This window comes from Sphingomonas sp. P3_C6 (assembly GCF_056402595.1).
In genome coordinates, this window is sequence record NZ_JBFUHB010000016.1 from 64,091 (window position 1) to 83,493 (window position 19,403).

At 64.7% G+C, this 19,403-nt stretch carries 28 protein-coding genes and 1 other RNA gene; 14 read left to right on the forward strand and 15 right to left on the reverse strand.

Annotation, left to right across the window (positions count from 1 at the left end; all coding sequences use genetic code 11):
- Positions 1-228: 228 nt before the first annotated feature.
- The 4 genes from rplS to AC1DT7_RS15705 are packed head-to-tail and all read right to left on the reverse strand — an operon-like array spanning position 229 to position 1,999.
- Complete coding sequence (gene rplS, locus AC1DT7_RS15690; protein WP_478036968.1) at positions 229-621, reverse strand: 50S ribosomal protein L19; 393 nt, start codon at positions 619-621, stop codon at positions 229-231.
- A 1-nt stretch (position 622) separates the two neighbouring features.
- On the reverse strand, positions 623-1,354 hold the full coding sequence (trmD, locus tag AC1DT7_RS15695) for a tRNA (guanosine(37)-N1)-methyltransferase TrmD (protein ID WP_478036969.1): 732 nt from the start codon (positions 1,352-1,354) through the stop codon (positions 623-625).
- Positions 1,351-1,782: a PIN domain-containing protein gene (locus AC1DT7_RS15700; protein ID WP_478036970.1), complete on the reverse strand. Its 432-nt coding sequence runs from the start codon at positions 1,780-1,782 to the stop codon at positions 1,351-1,353. Before AC1DT7_RS15700 ends, trmD begins: the two co-directional genes overlap by 4 nt.
- Positions 1,727-1,999, reverse strand: a complete 273-nt coding sequence (locus tag AC1DT7_RS15705) for an AbrB/MazE/SpoVT family DNA-binding domain-containing protein (RefSeq protein ID WP_478036971.1) — start codon at positions 1,997-1,999, stop codon at positions 1,727-1,729. Before AC1DT7_RS15705 ends, AC1DT7_RS15700 begins: the two co-directional genes overlap by 56 nt.
- A 104-nt stretch (positions 2,000-2,103) precedes the next feature.
- Here AC1DT7_RS15705 and AC1DT7_RS15710 point away from each other — a divergent pair, with 104 nt between their 5' ends.
- Positions 2,104-3,015, forward strand: coding sequence for an NAD(P)/FAD-dependent oxidoreductase (locus AC1DT7_RS15710; RefSeq protein ID WP_478036972.1), 912 nt, complete (start codon positions 2,104-2,106; stop codon positions 3,013-3,015).
- On the opposite strand, the gene rimM is transcribed toward AC1DT7_RS15710, so the two are convergent.
- The 3 genes from rimM to ffh are packed head-to-tail and all read right to left on the reverse strand — an operon-like array spanning position 3,005 to position 5,676.
- Positions 3,005-3,484, reverse strand: coding sequence for a ribosome maturation factor RimM (gene rimM, locus AC1DT7_RS15715; RefSeq protein ID WP_478036973.1), 480 nt, complete (start codon positions 3,482-3,484; stop codon positions 3,005-3,007). The genes AC1DT7_RS15710 and rimM overlap by 11 nt on opposite strands.
- Positions 3,484-4,158, reverse strand: a complete 675-nt coding sequence (rpsP, locus tag AC1DT7_RS15720) for a 30S ribosomal protein S16 (protein WP_478036974.1) — start codon at positions 4,156-4,158, stop codon at positions 3,484-3,486. The genes rimM and rpsP overlap by 1 nt, the downstream gene beginning before the upstream one ends.
- Positions 4,159-4,185: 27 nt before the next feature.
- Positions 4,186-5,676 carry a signal recognition particle protein gene (gene ffh / locus AC1DT7_RS15725; RefSeq protein ID WP_478036975.1) on the reverse strand — a complete coding sequence of 497 codons (1,491 nt, stop codon included), beginning with the start codon at positions 5,674-5,676 and terminating at the stop codon, positions 4,186-4,188.
- Positions 5,677-5,948: 272 nt separating this feature from the next.
- On the opposite strand from ffh, the gene AC1DT7_RS15730 reads away from it, so the two are divergent.
- Positions 5,949-7,592 (forward strand): putative bifunctional diguanylate cyclase/phosphodiesterase, encoded by a 1,644-nt coding sequence (locus AC1DT7_RS15730; protein WP_478036976.1) that lies wholly within the window; start codon positions 5,949-5,951, stop codon positions 7,590-7,592.
- Here AC1DT7_RS15730 and AC1DT7_RS15735 read toward each other — a convergent pair.
- Positions 7,567-8,163, reverse strand: coding sequence for a DUF924 family protein (locus AC1DT7_RS15735; RefSeq protein ID WP_478036977.1), 597 nt, complete (start codon positions 8,161-8,163; stop codon positions 7,567-7,569). The two genes, AC1DT7_RS15730 and AC1DT7_RS15735, sit on opposite strands and share 26 nt — an antisense overlap.
- A 23-nt stretch (positions 8,164-8,186) precedes the next feature.
- Here AC1DT7_RS15735 and mtaB point away from each other — a divergent pair, with 23 nt between their 5' ends.
- From mtaB to AC1DT7_RS15750, 3 genes are read left to right on the forward strand one after another with little or no spacing between them, the layout of a single operon-like run.
- Positions 8,187-9,464, forward strand: coding sequence for a tRNA (N(6)-L-threonylcarbamoyladenosine(37)-C(2))-methylthiotransferase MtaB (gene mtaB / locus AC1DT7_RS15740; protein WP_478036978.1), 1,278 nt, complete (start codon positions 8,187-8,189; stop codon positions 9,462-9,464).
- Positions 9,461-10,402: a signal recognition particle-docking protein FtsY gene (gene ftsY, locus AC1DT7_RS15745; protein WP_478036979.1), complete on the forward strand. Its 942-nt coding sequence runs from the start codon at positions 9,461-9,463 to the stop codon at positions 10,400-10,402. Before mtaB ends, ftsY begins: the two co-directional genes overlap by 4 nt.
- Positions 10,392-11,009 (forward strand): septation protein A, encoded by a 618-nt coding sequence (locus AC1DT7_RS15750; RefSeq protein WP_478036980.1) that lies wholly within the window; start codon positions 10,392-10,394, stop codon positions 11,007-11,009. Before ftsY ends, AC1DT7_RS15750 begins: the two co-directional genes overlap by 11 nt.
- Positions 11,010-11,051: 42 nt before the next feature.
- Here the strand turns inward: AC1DT7_RS15750 and AC1DT7_RS15755 are convergent, their stop codons facing one another.
- On the reverse strand, positions 11,052-11,660 hold the full coding sequence (locus tag AC1DT7_RS15755) for a superoxide dismutase (RefSeq protein WP_478036981.1): 609 nt from the start codon (positions 11,658-11,660) through the stop codon (positions 11,052-11,054).
- Between the two features lie 89 nt (positions 11,661-11,749).
- Positions 11,750-12,793, reverse strand: a complete 1,044-nt coding sequence (pspF, locus tag AC1DT7_RS15760) for a phage shock protein operon transcriptional activator (RefSeq protein WP_478036982.1) — start codon at positions 12,791-12,793, stop codon at positions 11,750-11,752.
- A gap of 175 nt (positions 12,794-12,968) precedes the next feature.
- On the opposite strand from pspF, the gene AC1DT7_RS15765 reads away from it, so the two are divergent.
- From AC1DT7_RS15765 to AC1DT7_RS15805, 9 genes are all read left to right on the forward strand, one after another.
- Positions 12,969-13,115 (forward strand): hypothetical protein, encoded by a 147-nt coding sequence (locus AC1DT7_RS15765; RefSeq protein WP_478036983.1) that lies wholly within the window; start codon positions 12,969-12,971, stop codon positions 13,113-13,115.
- A gap of 99 nt (positions 13,116-13,214) precedes the next feature.
- Positions 13,215-13,883 carry a phage shock protein PspA gene (gene pspA / locus AC1DT7_RS15770; RefSeq protein ID WP_478036984.1) on the forward strand — a complete coding sequence of 223 codons (669 nt, stop codon included), beginning with the start codon at positions 13,215-13,217 and terminating at the stop codon, positions 13,881-13,883.
- 1 nt (position 13,884) lies between these two features.
- Positions 13,885-14,148 (forward strand): envelope stress response membrane protein PspB, encoded by a 264-nt coding sequence (gene pspB, locus AC1DT7_RS15775; protein ID WP_478036985.1) that lies wholly within the window; start codon positions 13,885-13,887, stop codon positions 14,146-14,148.
- Between the two features lies 1 nt (position 14,149).
- Positions 14,150-14,530 carry an envelope stress response membrane protein PspC gene (gene pspC, locus AC1DT7_RS15780; protein ID WP_272627169.1) on the forward strand — a complete coding sequence of 127 codons (381 nt, stop codon included), beginning with the start codon at positions 14,150-14,152 and terminating at the stop codon, positions 14,528-14,530.
- A gap of 29 nt (positions 14,531-14,559) precedes the next feature.
- Complete coding sequence (locus tag AC1DT7_RS15785) at positions 14,560-14,862, forward strand: hypothetical protein (protein WP_478036986.1); 303 nt, start codon at positions 14,560-14,562, stop codon at positions 14,860-14,862.
- Between the two features lie 12 nt (positions 14,863-14,874).
- Complete coding sequence (locus tag AC1DT7_RS15790; RefSeq protein WP_478036987.1) at positions 14,875-15,150, forward strand: hypothetical protein; 276 nt, start codon at positions 14,875-14,877, stop codon at positions 15,148-15,150.
- 177 nt (positions 15,151-15,327) lie between these two features.
- Entirely contained in the window at positions 15,328-15,597 is a 270-nt protein-coding gene (locus AC1DT7_RS15795; protein ID WP_478036988.1) for a hypothetical protein, read from the forward strand.
- A 17-nt stretch (positions 15,598-15,614) separates the two neighbouring features.
- Positions 15,615-15,857: a hypothetical protein gene (locus AC1DT7_RS15800; protein ID WP_478036989.1), complete on the forward strand. Its 243-nt coding sequence runs from the start codon at positions 15,615-15,617 to the stop codon at positions 15,855-15,857.
- Positions 15,858-16,067: 210 nt separating this feature from the next.
- A complete protein-coding gene (locus AC1DT7_RS15805; RefSeq protein ID WP_478036990.1) occupies positions 16,068-16,478 on the forward strand; it encodes a SufE family protein in 411 nt (136 codons plus the stop codon).
- Here the strand turns inward: AC1DT7_RS15805 and AC1DT7_RS15810 are convergent.
- From AC1DT7_RS15810 to AC1DT7_RS15830, 5 genes are all read right to left on the reverse strand, one after another.
- Positions 16,463-16,795, reverse strand: coding sequence for a hypothetical protein (locus AC1DT7_RS15810; protein WP_478036991.1), 333 nt, complete (start codon positions 16,793-16,795; stop codon positions 16,463-16,465). The two genes, AC1DT7_RS15805 and AC1DT7_RS15810, sit on opposite strands and share 16 nt — an antisense overlap.
- Positions 16,777-17,319, reverse strand: a complete 543-nt coding sequence (locus tag AC1DT7_RS15815; protein ID WP_478036992.1) for a J domain-containing protein — start codon at positions 17,317-17,319, stop codon at positions 16,777-16,779. The genes AC1DT7_RS15810 and AC1DT7_RS15815 overlap by 19 nt, the downstream gene beginning before the upstream one ends.
- Positions 17,320-17,395: 76 nt before the next feature.
- An RNA gene (gene rnpB / locus AC1DT7_RS15820) (RNase P RNA component class A) lies at positions 17,396-17,760 on the reverse strand.
- Positions 17,761-17,770: 10 nt separating this feature from the next.
- Complete coding sequence (locus AC1DT7_RS15825) at positions 17,771-18,460, reverse strand: N-acetylmuramoyl-L-alanine amidase (RefSeq protein WP_478036993.1); 690 nt, start codon at positions 18,458-18,460, stop codon at positions 17,771-17,773.
- The gene (locus AC1DT7_RS15830; protein WP_478036994.1) at positions 18,457-19,362 is read right to left on the reverse strand and encodes a DMT family transporter; all 906 of its coding nucleotides are present in this window, start codon (positions 19,360-19,362) and stop codon (positions 18,457-18,459) included. The genes AC1DT7_RS15825 and AC1DT7_RS15830 overlap by 4 nt, the downstream gene beginning before the upstream one ends.
- Positions 19,363-19,403 lie beyond the last annotated feature (41 nt).

Genomic DNA, 19,403 nt, shown 5'->3' on the forward strand with positions numbered 1-19,403 from the left:
CCATTCCGTCGTCTTTTCCGCTGTTATCGCCTAACAGGGAAACCCGTCCCAAGCCCTTGGAAACGCAGCACGATTCTACTGCATAATCCAACATAACAGCGGAAGAAAAAATAAGCGCCGGATCGGCGCCGTTGTTGGACGCCCGCCCCCATCCTGGCAAACGAAACGGGGCGCGGAGACCATCGTCTCCACGCCCCGTTCGAAACTTCGGCGAAAGCGCCTGGCCGATTACTCGGCGGCAGCGGTCGTCTTGGCCGGACGCGTGTCGCGGCGCTCGGCGATACGGGCCGACTTGCCGGTCCGGCCACGCAGATAATAGAGCTTCGCACGACGCACGGCGCCCTTGCGGACAACCTCGATCGAATCGATGTTCGGCGAATAGAGCGGGAAGACGCGCTCGACGCCCTCACCGAACGAGATCTTCCGCACAGTGAAGTTGGAGCCCATGCCCTTGTTCGAACGCGCGATGCACACGCCTTCATAGTTCTGAACGCGGGTACGCTCGCCTTCGACAACCTTCACGCCGACCTTCAGCGTGTCGCCGGGGCGGAATTCGGGGATCTTCTTGTTCTCGAGAAACTTGGCAATGTTCTCGGCTTCGATCGTCTGGATGAGATTCATCTCATTCGTCCTTCGTCTGTCGCCGCGCGCCAGAGGGCGACCTGACCCGAGCACCCTCATGGCGCTCCCAAAGGTCCGGCCGCCTTAGCCGTGTATCGGTCTCGGCCATGTGCTTTCGCCATGCCTCGATCCTCGCATGATCCCCCGATCGCAGCACTTCGGGGATCGTGCGCCCTTCCCATTCGACAGGTCGGGTATATTGCGGATATTCGAGCAGCCCCGTTTCGAAGCTCTCGTCCACACCGCTTGAAGCCGCGCCCATTACGCCGGGAAGCAGCCGAATGCAAGCGTCGAGCAGCACCAGCGCCCCCATCTCCCCACCAGAGAGGATATAGTCGCCGATCGAGACCTGCTCGACCCGCCGCCCTTCGAAGATGCGCTCGTCGAACCCCTCGAACCGGCCGCACAGAACGGTGACGCCCGGCCCCTCTGCGAGCGCCCGCACCCGCTCCTGTGTCAAGGGTACTCCGCGGGGCGTCATGGCCAGGATGGGCCGATCATCCGCCACGCTGTCGATCGCCGCCGCGAGCACGTCGGCGCGCAGCACCATGCCCGCACCACCGCCTGCCGGGGTGTCATCCACAGTGCGATGCTTGTCGGCCGCAAAGTCGCGGATATTGACCGCGTCGAGCGTCCACTTCCCCTCGCCCAGCGCCCGCCCGGCAAGTGACACTCCCAACGGCCCAGGAAACATGTCCGGGTAGAGCGTAAGTACGGTAGCGGCAAAGGTCATAGCGTCCAGTTCTCGACCTTGAGGCCGGGGATATCGGCGAAATCGCGCTCGTTGTTGGTTACGAGCGTCAGGCCAAGCGCAAGTGCGTGGGCCCCGATCAGTCGGTCGAGGCGACCACGCTTGAACGGCAGGGTAGCGTAGACTTCCGCCGCTACGCGATCGAACGGCAGTGGCGGGATCAGCGCAAATAAACGCTCCGCGGAAGCGCGCGCTTCCTTTTCAGATGTGGGCATCCCGCGCAGCACCTCGGCCATTACGATGCTCGAGGTTGCCAGAAGATCTGCCGGCATCGATCCAATGCGCAAGGCTACCGCACCCCCGGCATCGCGGAGCGTATAGATGAACATATTGGAATCGAGCAGAAACCGAGCGTTACTCACGCTTGAGCAACTTTCCTTCCCAGTCGAGCTCGCGCTCCTCGAACTCACGATCCTCGGAAGTCAGCGGCTTCAGCCACGGGATTGATCCGGCAATGCCGGTCAGGTCGATCTTGCGCGGCTCGGCCGCGACCGGCTCGACGATGAACCGCCCCTTCTCCTCACGCACGGTCATCTCGACACCCGCCTCGATGCCGAGCGACTTGGGTAGCCTGAGGGCAACCGAATTGCCCGATTTGAAGGTACGCGACTTGCGCGGGGTGTTCATACCGATCTCCGTATATACCGAATGTATATACATTCAGATGCCCGTAGCGTCAATCTCTGCCGCCCGGCGGGAACCATCCCTATCGCCGACCTTTGAGACTGACGATGGAAGATTGCATCATCATCGGGGCCGGCCCCGCCGGGCTGACGGCCGCGATCTACCTCGCTCGCTTTCACCTCGCGATCCGGCTGTTCGATTGCGGCTCCAGCCGTGCGGCGCTCATCCCCCGTACCCATAACCACGCCGGCTATCCGGGCGGTATCTCCGGCAAGGATCTGCTCGCCCTTATGCTCGACCAGGCGGAGAGCTTCGGCGCCCGGCGCGAGTTGGCGGCGGTGACGGCCATCAAGCCTGTCGGCGACGGGTTCGAGGTCCATGTCGGTGACGCAGGCCGCATCGTCCAGGCACGAGCGGTGTTGCTCGCGACTGGCGTGGAGAACCACCGTCCCGACATGCCCCGCAACGAGCATGACGCCGCACTGGCGCGCGGCCTGATCCGCTACTGTCCGATCTGCGATGGCTATGAGGTGACCGACAAGCGGGTCGGTGTGATCGGCACCGGCGACCACGGCATGCGCGAGGCGTTGTTCCTGCGCGGCTTTACCCGCGACGTTACCCTGATCGCCCCCGGCGCTGCGCACGATCTCGACGCAACGTGCAGGCAGAAGCTCGACGAGGCCGGCATCAAGCATATCGACGGGCCATGCTCACCGCTTCGCGTCGCCGGTGACGTGATTGTTGCGACCACACCCGGCGGCGAGTTGGCGTTCGACAGCATCTATCCGGCCTTGGGATCGCGAATCCGCTCGAAACTGGCCGTGGCGGCCGGAGCCCGCGCCTCCGAAGACGGATGCCTCGAAGTCGACGACCATCAGCGCACCTCGGTGCCTGGCCTGTTCGCGGCTGGCGATGTCGTGAAGGGGCTGGATCAGATCAGTCACGCCATGGGCGAAGCCGGCGTTGCCGCGACGACGATCCGCAACCTGCTAGACGAACGCCGCCCGCTCAGGCGGTGACGAACTCGGCGGACACCACCATCCGCGCCTCGTTCCATTCGGGCACCGCCTCGGGACGCATGGGCACCATGAAACGTTTGCCATCGGGCCGCTCGATCTCGATCACGTCGCCCGCCCCGAAATCGTCAATCGCGACCACCCGGCCGAGTTCCTCGTCCGTCGTCGAGACGGCCGGCAGGCCAAGCAGGTCGGTATGATAATATTCGCCCTCTTCGAGCGGGGGCAGCGCAGACCTCGGCACCGTCAGTTCGGTACCGCGCAACGCCTCGGCGGCGTTGCGGTCGTTGATTTCGGCAATCCGCGCGATCGCGCCGTTACTGCCTGGGCGCACCGACTTCAGGGTCAGCGTCCCGTTGTTGAAGCTCTTATAGGGCTTCAAATCTTCGGCGAAGATCTTGAGACGGATTTCCCCCGTCACGCCGTGCGCGCCGATGATAACGGCGAGCGTGACGGGGGAATCCTGAGGCATCAGCCCTCGGCCGGAGCCTGAGCCGACTTGCCTTCGGCGGCTTCACCGGTGTCGCCGGCATCGCTGTCCGGAGTCGATTCATTGGCCTCGGCCGCAGGAGCCTCCTCGGCTGCTGCTTCGACCGGCGGGGTCTCTTCGGCGGTCGCCTCGGCAACTGCTTCGGCTTCCGGCGTCGGCTCTTCGGTGGCAGCCTCGATCTCGGCGGCGATCACTGCTTCCGCTTCCTCGTTGCTGTCCTGAGCGGGCGCTTCCTCGGCGACGGGCTCAGGCTCGGGAGCGGGAGCAGCGGCTGCCTCGGCGGCGGCTGCAGCGGCTGCGGTCTTCGCCTCTTCCGCCTCGGCCAGCTTGGTCGCACGCTCTTCAGCGCGCTCGGTGGCCTTCTCGCCGGGCTTGCCCTTGTTCGGGTTGTTGCGTGCCGGACGCTCACGGACCCCGGCGACGTCGAGGAAGCGCGCGACGCGGTCGGTCGGCTGCGCACCAACGCTCAGCCAATGCTTGGCGCGGTCGCCGTCGAGCACGATGCGCTTGTCATCGTCCTTGGCGAGCAGCGGGTTGTAGGTGCCGAGCTTCTCGATGAAGCGGCCGTCACGGGGCGAACGGGCGTCCGCCACCACGATGCGGTAATACGGGCGCTTCTTGGAGCCGCCACGCGACAGACGAATGCTGAGTGCCATTACTTCTTCTTCCTTCTTTCGATTACGTTATTTCTTCTTGATCAAATTCTCGAAGCCGGGGGGCAGATTGGCCTGGCCGCCGCCAAGTCCCGGCAGTCCGGGGCCGCCGACCGGGCCGTTGCCGCCCAGCATGTTGCCGAGCCCCGGGCCGCCAAGGGCATTGCCCAGGCCACCCATGCCGCCCTTGCCGAGCATCGCCGCCATGCCCTTCAACCCGCCCATCTTGCGGATCTTCTTCATGGCGGTGGACATTTCCTGGTGCATCTTCAGCAGCTTGTTCACGTCCTGCACGGTCGTGCCGCTGCCCTTCGCCACGCGGATCTTGCGCTTGGCGTTGATGATCTCGGGCTTGGCCCGCTCCTTGGGGGTCATCGAGGTGATCATCGCATCCATCCGGAGCAGTATCCGCTCGTCGACCGCACCAGAGGCCATTGCCTGTTGCGCCTTCTTCATGCCGGGGATCATGCCGGCGAGCGCGCCGAGCCCGCCCATCCGGCGCATCTGCGCGAGCTGGGCGCGCAGGTCGTCCATGTCGAACTGGCCCTTGGCCAGCTTCGCCGCCATCTTCTCGGCGTCTTCCTGCTGGATCGCCTCTGCAGCACGCTCGACCAGGCCGACCACGTCGCCCATGCCGAGAATCCGGCCGGCGACCCGGCCCGGATGGAACGCCTCGAGCGCATCGAGCTTCTCGCCCATGCCGGCGAACTTGATCGGCTTGCCGGTGACGGCCCGCATCGACAATGCCGCACCGCCACGCGCATCGCCGTCCATGCGGGTCAGCACCACGCCGGTCAGCGGCACCTGCGCCGAGAAGCTGCTGGCGACATTGACCGCGTCCTGGCCGGTAAGCGCATCGACGACGAGCAGGATTTCGGCCGGCTTCGCCACATCGGCGACGGCGCGCATCTCGTCCATCAACGCCTGGTCGACGTGCAGACGACCAGCGGTGTCGAGCATCAGGACGTCATAGCCCTGCAACTTCGCCGCCTGCAGCGCGCGGCGGGCAATATCCACCGGCTGCTGGCCCGGCACGATCGGCAGGGTCGCGACCTCCGCCTGGGTACCGAGCGTCGCCAGCTGCTCCTGCGCGTTCGGGCGATTGACGTCGAGCGACGCCATCAGCACCTTCTTGCGCTCACGCCCGGTCAGGCGCTTGGCGATCTTCGCCGTGGTGGTCGTCTTGCCCGAACCCTGAAGCCCGACCATCATGATCACCGCCGGCGGCGTGACGTTGAGTTCCAGCTCCGACGCGTCGGAGCCGAGCATCTCGACCAGCGCATCGTTCACGATCTTCACGACCTGCTGGCCCGGCGTCACCGAGCGCAGGACGTTCTGGCCGATCGCCTTTTCGGTCGCCTTGTCGACGAACTCGCGTGCCACCGGCAGCGCGACGTCGGCTTCGAGCAAGGCGACACGCACCTCGCGCATCGCCGCGCGCACGTCCGCCTCCGTCAGCGCACCGCGCCCACGCAGTCGATCGAACACACCGCCAAGGCGGTCGCTCAGGCTCTCGAACATCAACAACCTTTCATTCCGTATCGCGGCACGCCATGGTGAAACGCAAAGAACGCCGGCGGACGAAACCTCGTCGGCCGGCGTAGCCCCATGGGCAGCCTCTTCACGAATCCCATGTCGGAAAACGATCGCGGCGGTCTTTAGCGCAGCCAGCCCGCTTAGGCAACCTCACCGCGAAACCGCTGCCCGATCATGCGGCGCATGCACCGGGCTTAACCCGATCTACACTGCTGTTATGGGATCAATCGCCACGGGGAAGCATGGGGCACGTCTGCATGGTGGGTGAAATCGGCGACGAATCGAAAATGGAGCCGCCACAGGCTCGTCGCGACACACTCAGCGGCGCGATCACCGTTGCGTCGATCCTGTTGTTCGTCGGCACGGGCAGCTCGGTGCTGTCCTCGACGCTCCAGCATTATTTCGCGGGCGGCGAAAGCACCGACCAGACTCTCGTCATCGCCCTGCTGCTCAACGTCGCCCTGATCCTGTTCGGCTGGCGCCGCCACCGGGAGCTTGCCCGCGAGGTCTCGATTCGCGCGGCAGCGGAGGAACGCGCGCATCAGCTTGCCGCCAAGGATCCGTTGACCGGCTTCCTCAATCGCCGCAGCCTTGGCGAGGAAGGCGCGGCGATGTTTGTCCGTGCCCAGCGTCGCGGCAAGGCCATGGCGATGATGATGCTCGACCTCGATCACTTCAAGACGATCAACGACATGCACGGCCACGCGACCGGCGACGCCCTGCTGCGGGAGGTCGCGGTCGAGATCGCGGCGGCCATGCCCTCGATCTCACTGACCGCGCGGTTCGGCGGCGACGAATTCGCCTGCGCCTTCCTGTTCGACCCGGCCCATCCCGGCACGGTCGAGCGGATCGCCGAACGCCTCGTCTCGCGACTCGCCCAGCCGTTCAGGGCAGAGGGGCTTCAACTCCATATCAGCGCCTCGATCGGCATCGCCCGCTCGGACTTCGATTGCGCAAGCATCGATGCGCTGATGCGCTCGGCCGATATCGCCATGTATGCGGCCAAGAATTCGGGCCGGAACCGCTTCGCCTGGTTCGACCTGTCGATGGAGCGCGAGCTCCAGGCCCGCAACGAGCTCGAGGTCGGCCTGCGTGGCGCTATCCCACGGCAAGAAATCGTCCCCTATTTCGAGCAGCAGATCGATCTCACCACCGGCCGCCTCGGCGGTTTCGAGGTCCTGGCGCGCTGGGAACACCCGCAACGCGGCCTGATCGGCCCCGACATCTTCATCCCGATCGCGGAGGAGACCGGCATGATCGCCGATCTTTCACTGTCGATCATGCGCCAGGCCTTCATGGCCGCGAAGGACTGGGATCCCGCGCTGTCGATCTCGGTCAACATCTCGCCCTGGCAGCTCAAGGATGCCTGGCTCGCGCAGAAGATCATCAAGGTCCTGACCGAAACCGGGTTCCCGGCGAACCGGCTGGAGATCGAGATCACCGAAAGCTCGCTGTTCGACAATCTAGCGCTCGCCCAGTCGATCGTCGGCAGCCTGAAGAACCAGGGCATCCGCCTCGCCCTCGACGATTTCGGCACCGGCTATTCGTCGCTGGCGCATCTGCGCGCCCTGCCCTTCGACCGGATCAAGATCGACAAAAGCTTCATCATGTCGATCAACGACAATTCGGAAAGCGCCGCGATCGTCAACGCCATCACCCGCCTCGGCGACAGCCTCAACCTTCCCATCACCGCGGAGGGCATCGAGGACGCCTCGATCGAGGAGCGGCTTCGCACCCTCGGCTGCTCGAAGGGCCAGGGCTATCTTTACGGCCGCCCGATGAGCATCAACAACACCCGCCGCCTCCTCGCCGAGAAGCGCCTGCTGCTCCAGCCCCCGGCCGCAAAGCTGAAAGACGCCGCTGACGGCCCTTCTTCTACCAGCCAGCGTCTGGCTGGGTGAGATAGGCCTCTTCCTCGGGCGTCGACTGGCGCCCAAGCACCTGATTGCGTGAGGGAAACCGGCCAAATCGCTCGATCACCGCCGCGTGGTCGCGGGCGTAGCGCAGGTTTTCCTCGTCCCCGAGCTGCTCGAAACAGGCGATGCTCAGCATCTGAGCCTCGCGATTCTCGGCATGCATCAACGGCATGTAGAGGAAGGCGCGCGCCTCATCCTGATCGACCCGCTCGTCCCATCCCCTCTCGATCGCCTCGCGCGTCAGATCCAGCGCCAGCGCGTCGCCGGCAAACGCCTCCGGCGAACCGCGGTGGATGTTGCGGGAGAATTGGTCGATCAGAACGATCGCCGCGAGAAGATCGTCCGGTGTACCGCGCCAGTCGCGCGCGCCGTTCGCCAGCACCGCATCACGCAACGCGCGGAAACGATCGGCGATTTCCCGGTCGAGCGCCTCGTCCCTGGCAAAGCGCTTCTCCGGCGGAACCTCGCCGAACCAGAAGGCAAGCACCGCTTCGGCGTCATCGTGCACGTCGCCGTCATGGACTTCGCCCGAACCCGCCCCTAGATCACCCCGCATGTACCACCGTCCCGGCCTCCTTCATGGCTGAGCCCGACATTATCAGCCTGGGCTGCCGCCTCAACATCGCTGAAAGCGAGACGATCCGTGCGCTTGTCGGCGGGCGGGACTTGGTGGTCGTCAACAGCTGTGCCGTCACCAACAGCGCCGTGAGCGAGACGCGCAGCGCGATCCGCCGTGCGCGCCGCGACCGGCCTGGCGCGCAGATCGTGGTGACCGGCTGCGCGGCGCAGATCGATCCGCAGGGCTTTTCCGCCATGCCAGAGGTCGACCGGGTGATCGGCAATGCCGAAAAGCTCACATCAGAAGCTTGGGAAGCTCATGACGAGGTGATCGTCGGCGACATCATGCAAGTGCGCGAGACCGCGCCCCATCTCGCCGCCGCTTTCGCGGCGCACGCCCGCGCCTTCGTCGAGGTGCAGAATGGCTGCGATCATCGCTGCACCTTCTGCGCCATCCCGTTCGGGCGCGGCAACAGCCGCTCGGTCCCGGCGGGCGGCGTGATCGACCGGATTCGAACACTGGTCGATATCGGACACGGCGAAATCGTCCTCACCGGCGTCGACCTGACCAGCTACGGTCCCGACCTTCCCGGCACGCCCTCGCTGGGCATGCTGGTCGAACGGATCCTCACCCATGTCCCGAAGCTGGAGCGCCTGCGCCTGTCCTCGCTCGATTCGATCGAGATCGACGACCGGCTGTTCGACCTGCTCACCGGCGAGCCGCGCATGATGCCGCATGTCCATCTCTCGCTCCAGGCGGGCGACGACATGATCCTCAAGCGCATGAAGCGCCGTCACAGCCGCGCGGAAAGCATGCGGGTGGTCGAGCGCCTGAAGGCGGCCCGCCCCGACATCGCGATCGGCGCCGATCTGATCGCCGGCTTCCCGACCGAAACCGAGGCGATGTTCGGCAACACTCTCGCGCTGATCGGCGATTGCGACATCGTCCACCCGCACATCTTCCCCTATTCGCCGCGCGAAGGCACGCCCGCGGCACGCATGCCCCAGGTCGAGCCGGAGGTGCGCAAGCGCCGCGCCCGGATGCTTCGGGAGACCGGCGCCGCACGACGCGAAATCTGGTTGAAGAGCCTCGTCGGCACCGTCCAGCCGGTGCTGGTCGAGCGTCCAGGCGATCGTGGGCACGCCCCGGCCTTCGCCGAAGTACGCTTTCCCTTCCCTGCCCCTGCGGCAGAGGCGAGCAATCCTTTGGGCTCAGCACGAACGGAACTAGTGGGCTCGATTCAACCAATCCTCATCACCGGCGCCAGCGCCATTTCTCTCACCGGAACCCCTGAATGAGCACCACTCCAAGCTGGCACGACAAACTGCTCGGCGGCTTCAAGCGCACTTCTGACCGCCTGCTCGGCAATCTCGCCGGGCTCGGCACCGCGCGTCTCGACGACGAGACGCTCGACGAGATCGAGGAAGCACTGATCGCCTCGGATCTCGGCCCCGAAACCTCTGCCCGGATCCGCGCCCGCCTTGCCGAGGGCAGGTTCGAGCGGAACATGGAGGAGCTCGGCATCCGCCTGGTCGTCGCCGAGGAGATCGAGAAGGTCCTGGCCAAGGTCGCGAAACCGCTCGAGATCGAGGCCTTTCCCCGCCCTCAGGTGATCCTCGTCATCGGCGTCAACGGCTCGGGCAAGACCACCACCATCGCCAAACTGGCGCACTACCTCACCGAGCAGGATTATGGCGTGATGCTCGCCGCCGGCGACACGTTCCGCGCCGCCGCGATCGGCCAGCTCGCCACCTGGGCGGGCCGGGTCGGCGTGCCGATCGTCTCCGGCGCCGAGGGCGGCGACGCCGCCGGCATCGTCTATGAGGCGGTCAAGCAGGCGACTGCCACCGGTATCGACGCGCTGATCGTCGACACCGCGGGCCGCCTGCAGAACAAGCGCGAACTGATGGACGAACTGTCCAAGATCCGACGCGTGCTTGGCCGCATCAACCCGGAATCGCCGCACGATATCCTCTTGGTGCTGGACGCGACCACCGGCCAAAACGCGCTCAACCAGATCGAGGTGTTCAAGGAATTCGCCGGGGTCACCGGCCTGATCATGACCAAGCTCGACGGCACCGCGCGCGGCGGCGTGCTGGTTGCGGCGGCGGAGAGATATGGCCTGCCGATCCACGCCATCGGCGTCGGCGAGGGCATGGGCGATCTTCGCCCGTTCGATCCGAACGAGGTTGCGCGGATCATCGCGGGCGTGGAAGGGATCCGCAATGGCAAGTAACCCGAAGCATCCCCCGATCAATCCGGGCCTCCGGCTCGCGATCGACATCGCGCCGCTCGCAGTGTTCTTCCTCGTGAATTTCATGAGCAGCGGACCACAAATCGCCCGCCTGCTCGCGGCAACCGTCGCGTTCATGATCGCGAGTGTGATCGCGATGATCGTGTCGCGGTGGAAGACCGGCCGCATCTCGCCGATGCTGTGGATGACGGGAACGCTGGTGCTCGTGTTCGGCGGCCTGACGCTCTATTTCCACGACGAGACCTTCATCAAGATCAAGCCGACCTTCGTCTATTCGAGCTTCGCGGCGATCCTCGCCTTCGGTCTCGCGACCGGCCGCCCATTGCTGCAATCGCTGCTCGAGGCAGCCTATCCCGGCCTCACCGAGACCGGCTGGCGCAAGCTGACGATCAACTGGGCGATCTTCTTCATATTCATGGCGGTGCTGAACGAAGCGGTTTGGCGCAATACGACTACCGACACCTGGGTCGCCTTCAAGCTCTGGGGCGCGATCCCGCTGACGATGATCTTCGCCATCGCCAATGTGCCGATGCTGATGAAGCATGGCCTGAATACAGGCCAGGAACCGCCGATCCCGCCGGAAGGCTAAAAAATCCTCCCCTGAGCAAGCTCAGGGGAGGAATTCCGAGGATCAGCCTACGACGCTGTCGTAGATCCGCCCGGCCTCGTCCCAGTTCACGACGTCCCACCAAGCCTTCAGATAGCCCGGACGATCGTTGCGATAGGTCAGGTAATAGGCGTGCTCCCACACGTCGTTACCCAGGATCGGCGTGCCCTTGACGGCGACGTCGTCCATCAGCGGATTGTCCTGGTTCGGCGTGCTGGTGATCGACAGCTTGCCGTCCGCGTCGGTGATGACCCAGGCCCAGCCCGAACCGAACTGCCCGGCGCCCTTGCCGTTGAAATCTTCCTTGAGCTTGTCGAGCCCGCCATAGGCAGCGATCGCCTCGGCCAGCTTGCCCGACGGCGTGCCGCCGCCCGGAGTCATGATCTTCCAGAAGAAATCATGGTTCCAGAAACCACCGCCATTGTTGCGGACAAGCGGCGGCTGGGTCGAGATGACCGCCAGGATCTCCTCGATCGTCTTGCCGGCCAGCGAAGGATCCTTCTCGACGCCCTCGTTGAGCTTGTCGGTATAGGCCTTGTGATGCTTGTCGTGATGGAACTTCATCGTCTCTTCGTTGATGGTCGGCTCCAGCGCGTCATAGGCGTAGGGAAGTGGGGGCAGTTCGAAAGCCATGAGTCATCCTCCTAGGAAATACGCGGGTCACTGACGCAACGCCGAGCGGGTGAAATGGGTCCGAAGGCCTCGTTACGCAACCGATTCCGTCAGGCGCCGGCTGAAATAAGACCATGGCGTTTCAACGCATGACGAAGCTGGTCGTACGTCAGCCCAAGCGCCTCGGCCGTAGCCCTCTGGTTGAAACGATGCTCGGCCAGCGCCTTGGTGAGCAGGTCGCGCTCGAACCGGGCGATGCGGGTCTTGAAGTCGAGCGGCCCCTCGCCTTCCTCCTCATCGGCAGACACGGCGACAACCGGCGGTTCAGCGACCGGCATCGCTGATGGAACGACCGAGGCAGGCGCACCGGCCGGTGCGGGGCGATAGGGCGAATGGAACGGGTCGAACTCGATCGAGTCGATCGGACCCGCGTCCTCCCACCGGTACACGGCGCGTTCGACTACATTGCGCAGCTCGCGCACATTGCCCGGCCATTGATAATCGACCAGCGCCGCCATGGCATTCTCGCCAAAGCCGGGCCAGTCGTCGAACCCCATCTCAGATGCCATGCGCCGCCCGAAATGCTCGGCCAGCACCAGCACGTCGCCCGGCCGCGCGCGCAGCGGCGGCAGGGTCACCACTTCGAACGACAGCCGGTCGAGCAGATCGGCGCGGAACTGGTGCCGCGAGACCTTGTCGGGCAGATTCTCGTTGGTCGCAGCCACGATGCGCACATCGACCTGCAAAGGGCGCGACGATCCGATCCGTGTGATCTCGCCATATTCCACTGCCCGCAGCAACCGTTCCTGTGCGCCCATCGACAGGGTGCCGAGCTCGTCGAGGAACAGGGTTCCGCGGTGCGCCTCCTCGAAGCGCCCGACCCGCGACTTGGTCGCGCCGGTGAAGGCGCCGGCTTCATGCCCGAACAGCTCGGCCTCGATCAGTGTCTCGGGCAAGGCGGCGCAGTTCATCACCACCAGAGGCTGGTCCCAGCGCGGGCTGAGACGGTGCAGGCGCTCTGCCACCAGTTCCTTGCCGGTGCCGCGCTCTCCGATTACGAGCACCGGGCGGTCGAGCGCGGCGGCGCGGCTGGCGCGCTCCAGCGTCTCGAGGAAAACGTTCGATTGTCCGATGACCTGGGTGGTGCGATCCATCCCCAAGGCTTGGCGTAAATTCCCAAGGCTTGGCAAGATATTTTGTCGCCATTCATGGGCCGTTCAGCAAAAAATGGCGGAAAACAGCCTTTTTCGAAACTGGCACGCTCCCTGCAATACGTCAGGCATCCGCCCCACGGGGCGCCACGAACAACCAGTTACAGGGACGAAAACAATGAACAACAACTACAAAGCCGGCGACATCCGCCACACCGTCGCAGCCATCGCTTGTGCGATCGTGCTGGGCTCCACCTTCCTGCTCGGCGCCGTTGCGCCGGCCCAGGCCGCTCCGGCGGCTCTCTACACCCAGACCGCCGCCTGATCAGGCGGCGCCTGCCGGGGCGGCCATCCCTTGCTCGCCCCGGCAGCCCTTCAACCCCTTCACCCAGTATCCTGCGTACCTTTTAGGAGAGTTTTCGAGATGGGCATTTTCTCCCGAACCCGCGACATCATCGCCGCCAACTTCACCGACCTGCTCGACAAGGCGGAAGACCCCGCCAAGATGATCCGCATGATCATCCTCGAGATGGAGGAGACCCTGGTCGAGGTCCGCGCCTCTGCCGCGCGCACCATCGCCGACCAGAAGGAGATGCGCCGCCACATCACGAAGCTCGAGACGCTGCAGGAAAGCTGGACCGAAAAGGCCGAGCTGGCACTGTCCAAGGGCCGCGAGGACCTGGCCAAGGCAGCCCTGGTCGAGAAGCAGAAGGCAGCCGACATGGCAGTCCAGCTCGGCAGCGAGATTGCGGTGCTCGACGAGGCGCTCCGCGCGTCGGAAGAGGACATCAACAAGTTGCAGACCAAGCTGCGTGAAGCCCGCACCCGTCAGAACTCGATCGTCACCCGGCTCGAAAGTGCGCAGAACCGCTACAAGCTGCGCGAGATGTATGCCGGCCCGAAGATGCAGGACGCCTTCTCGCGCTTCGAGATCATGGAGCGCCGTGTGGACATGGCCGAGGGCCGCGCCGAAGTCGCCGGCATGGGCGTCGTGAAGAGCCTCGAAGAGGAGATCGCCGAGCTCAAGTCGAACGAGAAGGTCGAGGCCGAGCTCGCCGCGATGAAGGCGCGTGCCGCCGGCAAGGACGGCTGACATGGAAGACTTCATCCCGGCCCTGGCCATCACGTCGATCTTCATCGGGATGCCCTGGGTCATCCTCCACTACATCACCAAGTGGAAGCAGGCCCCGAAGATCACCACCGAGGACGAGAACCTGCTCGACGAGCTTCACTATCTCGCCCGCCGGCTCGAAGACCGCCTGAATACCGTGGAGCGCATCGTCGCCGCCGACCATCCCGATTGGCGCCCCGGCATGACGACGCCTTCGACCAGCAACGACCTTCCCAGGAGCAACTGAGATGTCCGCAAGTCGCACCAAATTCTATCTCGACAAGCAGAACCGCAAATGGCTCGGCGTCTGCTCCGGGATCGCCGATTACACCGGGGTCGATGTAACCTGGGTCCGCGTCGGCGCCGTGCTGCTCACCGTCGCCGGTGGCTTCCCCTGGACGCTGATCGCCTATTGGGTGGTCGCCTGGATGGCCGAAGCAAAGCCCTACGGCCTGTACGAGACCCCCGAGGACGCGAAGTTCTGGCAGGGTGTCCGCTCGAACCCGAAGCGTTCGACCGCAGAGGTCCGCTCCAAGTTCCGCGACATCGACCGCCGGCTTGCCGACATCGAGATGATGTACACCAGCCGCAACAGCCGCCTCGCCGACGAAATCGACAGCCTGCGCTGAGACGCCGCGTCGAACAGGGAGTACCCGCAATGAACAGTCTCGGCATCCTCGTCCCCGTCGCGGCGATCACGATCGGCCCCGCCAGTTGGGCTTTCACCACCTGGGTCCGCGCAAAGCACGGCTACCCGCTTAGCGACAAGAAGGGCCAGCTGATCAGCCGGGACGGTGACCTGACCTTCAACCGGAAGGCAGAGCTGCTCACGGCCGAGAACGAAAGACTGGTCGGGCAGGTTTCCCGCCTTGAGGAGCGGATCGCGGTTCTCGAACGCATCGCAACCGATCCCGCCGAGCGTACCGCCCGGGAGATCGAAGCCCTTCGCGATCGGAACTAGAGGAGCGAAACGATGAACGGTTTCACGATTTTCATGCTGGCAGTGGTGGTCGTCGGGATCCCCGTCATCGGCGGACTGATCTACGCGGCTCACGATAATAGCCTGAAGCATAAGGAAAAAATGGCTCAGGCGCTCAATGCCCAGGCCGCCGAGAAGGCCGCACAATATGCGGCCCAGACCGAACGCCTCGAACAACGGGTCCGTGTCCTGGAACGCATCGTCACCGACCGCGGCATCGATGTCGCCGCCGAGATCGAGCAGCTCCGCGATCGGCCGCCGCTCAACTGAACGACAGAATTTGGAACGAAGGATATCACGATGATCATCTTCCTGGCCGTGATGGCCGCCATCGCCGGTGTCGCCGTCTACCTCTGCGAGAGGGTCGACGCTCCCCGCCGCCGCCTCGAGCGCGAAGCCGGCAAGGCACTCTGAAGAAACGATTTTAAGAAATTAGGGATTTGGGACATGAACCCCTTTGAAATGGTTGCCATCATCGTCGTCGTGGTCACGATCGGCAGGGTACTCCAGGCACGCTACGGCGTCGGTCGCGACCGCAAGGGCAATGAGTTCAGCTTGCGCGACGATGACGCCGCCCAGGCAGAGAATCAGCGCCTGCGCGAAGAACTCCGGGCCATGAAGGACCGCCTTGCAGTCCTCGAACGGCTCGCCACCGAAAACGACACCAGCGGCGCACGCCTCGATCGCGAGATCGAGAAGCTGCGCGACCGCACTTGACCGAAGGAGCAGGGATCATGACCGATCCGAACTTCTACATCACCATCGCCATGGCATCGCTCGCCGGCCTCGGCATGCTGACCTACGCGGCCCTTACCGGCTGGCGCGGCTGGCTCACCCTCAAGCACCAGGAACTGACCGTCCAGGGTGACATGCATGCCGGCCCGGCCGTGCCCAACGCCAGCGCCCGGATCGAGATCGCCGACCTGAAGGAACGCATCCGCAAGCTCGAAGCGATCGCCGCCGGGGTGGATCTCTGAACCTGCAGCTCCGTCGAGCTCCGTAGCGACCTTGAGCTTCACGCATTTGTCCCTGCCGCTCCCCGGCGAAGGCCGGGGTCCAGTTGCGAGCCGCTCGTAACTGACGGTACTACCCGTTTCCTTCCGTTTCCTAACAGTACCCCGGCCTTCGCCGGGGAGCGGAAGAGTTCCCGGTTTGATTTTGGCCGACACAGGCCGTAGCGCCGCCCCATGCAGAGCCTGACCGACCTCCAAGACGAATATAGCTTCCTCGACGCAGACGACCGCTACCGCCTGCTGATCGATCTGGGCAAGGAACTTGAGTCCATGCCGGAGGCGCTGAAGACGGATACGACCCTGGTCCGCGGCTGCTCGGCATCGGTATGGGTCTATCCCACCGTGCTTGACGATGGCAGGCTCCACTTCCTTGCCGATTCCAATGCAGCGATTACCAAGGGCATCATCGCCCTGGTCCTGCTGACGGTGCAGGATCAGCCTCCCGCCGCGATCCTCGGCGTCGATATCGAAGGAGCGCTTGCGCCGTTCGATCTGAAGAACCAGCTCAGCTCGAACCGAACCCAGGGCATTCCCAACATGATCGCCCTGATTCGTGAGACCGCGGCGCGCTACGCTACCAGTTGACCCGCGCCGGGCAGCCCAAGCCCCTCGGCAACGTCGGTCAAATCGGCGCCTGCCTTCACCAGCAGCCATTCACCCGGAGCACCGCCGTTCACGACGGTCACCGCGCCGCGCGGGCATATCCCCAGGCATTTGACCTCTACGATGCCCGCCTTGCCCTTGCGACCCTTTTTGAGGCCTAGTTGCTTGCGCAGCGCCTTGGCGAGCGGCGTCCGGCCTTTGGGGCCGAAGCCGCCATCAAGCTTCTTCGAACATTTCTTGCAGACCAGCAGCGTGCTCGACCAGTCCGAGCGGACGGATTTCAAACGGCGGGTTTCCATTGCCGGGCATCCTCGGCGGTACGCAGCACCTCATAGGCGGCCTGGATTGCCTGGAATCGCGTCGCGGCCTCCTTGTCGCCGGGGCGGACATCAGGATGATTGGATTTGGCCATCCGGCGCCACGCCGTGCGCACCGCGTCGAAATCGGCGTCGGGGTCGAGTTCGAGCACTTCCAGCGCCCGCATCTCGTCGCGCGAGCGGCTGCCGTCGCCGGGGCCTGCCCAGCCATGGTGCTTCGATTCGGCATAGCCGTTCGAAGTGCGGGTCTCCTCCGCCTCGCGCCTCGCCGCTTCCTCGGCGGTCAGGCCTTCGAAATAATTCCAGCCGCGATTATATTCTGCGGCGTGATCCTGGCAAAAATACCAGCGTTCCGGGCTGTTCGGCGATTTGGGCGCGGGGCAATTACCCGGCGCGTCGCAGCCGTGCCGGTCGCACAGCCGTACCGTCGTCGCCTCCTGGCCGGAACCATAGCCGCGCCAGCGGGGAAAGCCCCAGTCGACCGATCGGGAGGAGGAACGCGCCATAACGAGCCACTTAAGCATCTGAGGACGTGATTGCCATGACGCTTTTGCGACAGGGCGATGAAAGTGCGAGGGGGAAAATGCCAGAGGGTCTGTAAGCCGGGTTCTGTCCACCCCTTTCAGGGATAGGCGACCATTCCTCTAGGCCCGCATTCGCATGCGGGCTCAAGCAACCAACCCGGGCGACGAGCTGAAACGAAGCCCATATGCCGCCCCTATTCGGTCTTGCTCCCGGTGGGGTTTGCCGTGCCGCTCCTGTTACCAGTCGCGCGGTGCGCTCTTGCCGCACCCTTTCACCGTGGCGGGGCCGAAGCCTTCGCCGTCTGCTCTCTGTGGCACTTTCCCTGGGGTCGCCCCCGCCGGGCGTTACCCGGCACCGTCGTTTCGCGGAGCCCGGACTTTCCTCGGCACGTTCGCACGTGACGCGGCCGCCCGACCCTCTGGCAGGGACGCCTTAGTCGTCTCCGGCGGGCTTTGGCAACAACAGCGCCAAAAGGATCGACCGGCACTCGCCGTCGATCTCGCCATCGAGCAGCTCCGGCCGGAAGCGCCGCTGGAACGCCACCACCGCCGCCAGCTTGTCCGACACGTCATAACCGAACCGCTCGAGCGCGATCAGGAAGCCCGCATCGGTCCACATCGGGTCCATCAGGTTCCTGGTCGGACGCGGCAGTGCGAGGCGCAGCTTGGCTAGGCGGTTCCATGGGAAGAGCTCGCCCGGATCCTGCTTGCGCATCGGCGCGATGTCCGAATGGCCCACGACATTGCCGCGCGTAATGCCATGACGCTCCTTGATCGTCGCGACCAGCGGGATCAGCGCGTCGATCTGCTGCTCCGGAAACGGCGGATAGCCGAGCTCATGCCCAGGATTGACGATCTCGATGCCGATGCTCGCGCTGTTGACGTCCTCGATGCCCCGCCAGCGCGATTTGCCCGCATGCCAGGCGCGCTTGTCCTCGGCCACCATGCGCAGGACCGTGCCGTCCTCGGCGACCAGATAATGCGCCGACACCTTCGCTTCCGGGTCGCGCAGCCGGTCGATCGCCGACTGGGCGTCCTTCATGCCCGTATAATGCAGGACGATCATCGAGATCCCCAGCGAGCGTTCGTCGAAATTGGGCGAGGGCGTTTCGATGATCGTCATGGTGTATCCCCTGCGCGCGCGGTCCTGATGGTGACGATCGCGACACCGATCATCGCGATAGCACCCCCGGTCAGCATAAGCATCGTCGGTGGCGTATCGAAATACCAGCCGGTAGCGAAGACTGCGATCACCGGCGCGGCCAGGGTCAGCGGCGTCACCGTGCTGATCGGATGGCGTTGCAACAGCCAGGACATCGCCCCCTGACCCAATATGGTCGAGCCGATCGCCGAAAACACGACCCAGCCGAACGTTTTCAGCGGGATATGGGGAATCGACCACATCGCGTCGGTTTCGACCACGAGCGCGATCGAGCCGAGGATGATGGAACCCCATAGCCCGATCCAGGCATAGATGGTCAGCACCGGCACCCCGACCAGATTGCGCTGGATCAGCGAGCAGATCGCCCAGATGAAGCTGGCCAGCGCGGTCAGCGCAAGTCCCGGTATCTCGTCGATCACGGTCGGATCGAACACCAGCAGCCCGACGCCAGCGACGGAAAGGGCGATGCCCGCCATTCTCGGCAGGTGAATCCGCTCGTGGAAGACGACGATCGCCAGCAGCAGCGAAAAGGGCACGCCCAGTTGCCCCGCGATCGCCAGCGCCCCCACATTATGGGTGATCGCCAGCGACAGGTTGGTCGCGACATAGAAGGCGCCGCCGGACAGTATGCCGAGCAGCGTCAGCGCCCGCATGCGGCCGGGAATGATGCGGAGCGAGCCGATACACACGACCAGCACGATACCTTGCCGCAGGAAGCCGGCCGTCAGCGGCGCGATCGCGCTCACCGCCATCTTCACGGCGATGATGTTGAAGCCCCAAAGAACGTTCATCGCCGCCACCACCATCAGGTCGCGCGCGTCGAAGCCCCTGCCCTGCCGCTCGGTGGATATCGCCTGTCCCATCGCCGCCGATTGCGGCCTGATCCGGCGAATGTAAACCGCCG

What these genes read in the sequence shown, in the direction of transcription:
- AC1DT7_RS15750 (WP_478036980.1), top strand. Translation starts at nt 10,392, where the DNA reads ATGGCAAGTAACCCGAAGCATCCCCCGATCAATCCGGGCCTCCGGCTC.
- AC1DT7_RS15790 (WP_478036987.1), top strand. Translation starts at nt 14,875, where the DNA reads ATGAACGGTTTCACGATTTTCATGCTGGCAGTGGTGGTCGTCGGGATC.
- AC1DT7_RS15815 (WP_478036992.1), bottom strand. Translation starts at nt 17,319, where the DNA reads ATGGCGCGTTCCTCCTCCCGATCGGTCGACTGGGGCTTTCCCCGCTGG.
- AC1DT7_RS15755 (WP_478036981.1), bottom strand. Translation starts at nt 11,660, where the DNA reads ATGGCTTTCGAACTGCCCCCACTTCCCTACGCCTATGACGCGCTGGAG.
- AC1DT7_RS15795 (WP_478036988.1), top strand. Translation starts at nt 15,328, where the DNA reads ATGAACCCCTTTGAAATGGTTGCCATCATCGTCGTCGTGGTCACGATC.
- AC1DT7_RS15805 (WP_478036990.1), top strand. Translation starts at nt 16,068, where the DNA reads ATGCAGAGCCTGACCGACCTCCAAGACGAATATAGCTTCCTCGACGCA.
- AC1DT7_RS15730 (WP_478036976.1), top strand. Translation starts at nt 5,949, where the DNA reads ATGGTGGGTGAAATCGGCGACGAATCGAAAATGGAGCCGCCACAGGCT.
- pspF (WP_478036982.1), bottom strand. Translation starts at nt 12,793, where the DNA reads ATGGATCGCACCACCCAGGTCATCGGACAATCGAACGTTTTCCTCGAG.
- AC1DT7_RS15705 (WP_478036971.1), bottom strand. Translation starts at nt 1,999, where the DNA reads ATGAACACCCCGCGCAAGTCGCGTACCTTCAAATCGGGCAATTCGGTT.
- AC1DT7_RS15785 (WP_478036986.1), top strand. Translation starts at nt 14,560, where the DNA reads ATGAACAGTCTCGGCATCCTCGTCCCCGTCGCGGCGATCACGATCGGC.
- pspA (WP_478036984.1), top strand. Translation starts at nt 13,215, where the DNA reads ATGGGCATTTTCTCCCGAACCCGCGACATCATCGCCGCCAACTTCACC.
- mtaB (WP_478036978.1), top strand. Translation starts at nt 8,187, where the DNA reads ATGGCTGAGCCCGACATTATCAGCCTGGGCTGCCGCCTCAACATCGCT.
- trmD (WP_478036969.1), bottom strand. Translation starts at nt 1,354, where the DNA reads ATGACCTTTGCCGCTACCGTACTTACGCTCTACCCGGACATGTTTCCT.
- AC1DT7_RS15800 (WP_478036989.1), top strand. Translation starts at nt 15,615, where the DNA reads ATGACCGATCCGAACTTCTACATCACCATCGCCATGGCATCGCTCGCC.
- ffh (WP_478036975.1), bottom strand. Translation starts at nt 5,676, where the DNA reads ATGTTCGAGAGCCTGAGCGACCGCCTTGGCGGTGTGTTCGATCGACTG.
- AC1DT7_RS15810 (WP_478036991.1), bottom strand. Translation starts at nt 16,795, where the DNA reads ATGGAAACCCGCCGTTTGAAATCCGTCCGCTCGGACTGGTCGAGCACG.
- AC1DT7_RS15825 (WP_478036993.1), bottom strand. Translation starts at nt 18,460, where the DNA reads ATGACGATCATCGAAACGCCCTCGCCCAATTTCGACGAACGCTCGCTG.
- rimM (WP_478036973.1), bottom strand. Translation starts at nt 3,484, where the DNA reads ATGCCTCAGGATTCCCCCGTCACGCTCGCCGTTATCATCGGCGCGCAC.
- AC1DT7_RS15710 (WP_478036972.1), top strand. Translation starts at nt 2,104, where the DNA reads ATGGAAGATTGCATCATCATCGGGGCCGGCCCCGCCGGGCTGACGGCC.
- AC1DT7_RS15765 (WP_478036983.1), top strand. Translation starts at nt 12,969, where the DNA reads ATGAACAACAACTACAAAGCCGGCGACATCCGCCACACCGTCGCAGCC.
- rpsP (WP_478036974.1), bottom strand. Translation starts at nt 4,158, where the DNA reads ATGGCACTCAGCATTCGTCTGTCGCGTGGCGGCTCCAAGAAGCGCCCG.
- AC1DT7_RS15830 (WP_478036994.1), bottom strand. Translation starts at nt 19,362, where the DNA reads ATGGGACAGGCGATATCCACCGAGCGGCAGGGCAGGGGCTTCGACGCG.
- pspC (WP_272627169.1), top strand. Translation starts at nt 14,150, where the DNA reads ATGTCCGCAAGTCGCACCAAATTCTATCTCGACAAGCAGAACCGCAAA.
- AC1DT7_RS15735 (WP_478036977.1), bottom strand. Translation starts at nt 8,163, where the DNA reads ATGCGGGGTGATCTAGGGGCGGGTTCGGGCGAAGTCCATGACGGCGAC.
- rplS (WP_478036968.1), bottom strand. Translation starts at nt 621, where the DNA reads ATGAATCTCATCCAGACGATCGAAGCCGAGAACATTGCCAAGTTTCTC.
- ftsY (WP_478036979.1), top strand. Translation starts at nt 9,461, where the DNA reads ATGAGCACCACTCCAAGCTGGCACGACAAACTGCTCGGCGGCTTCAAG.
- pspB (WP_478036985.1), top strand. Translation starts at nt 13,885, where the DNA reads ATGGAAGACTTCATCCCGGCCCTGGCCATCACGTCGATCTTCATCGGG.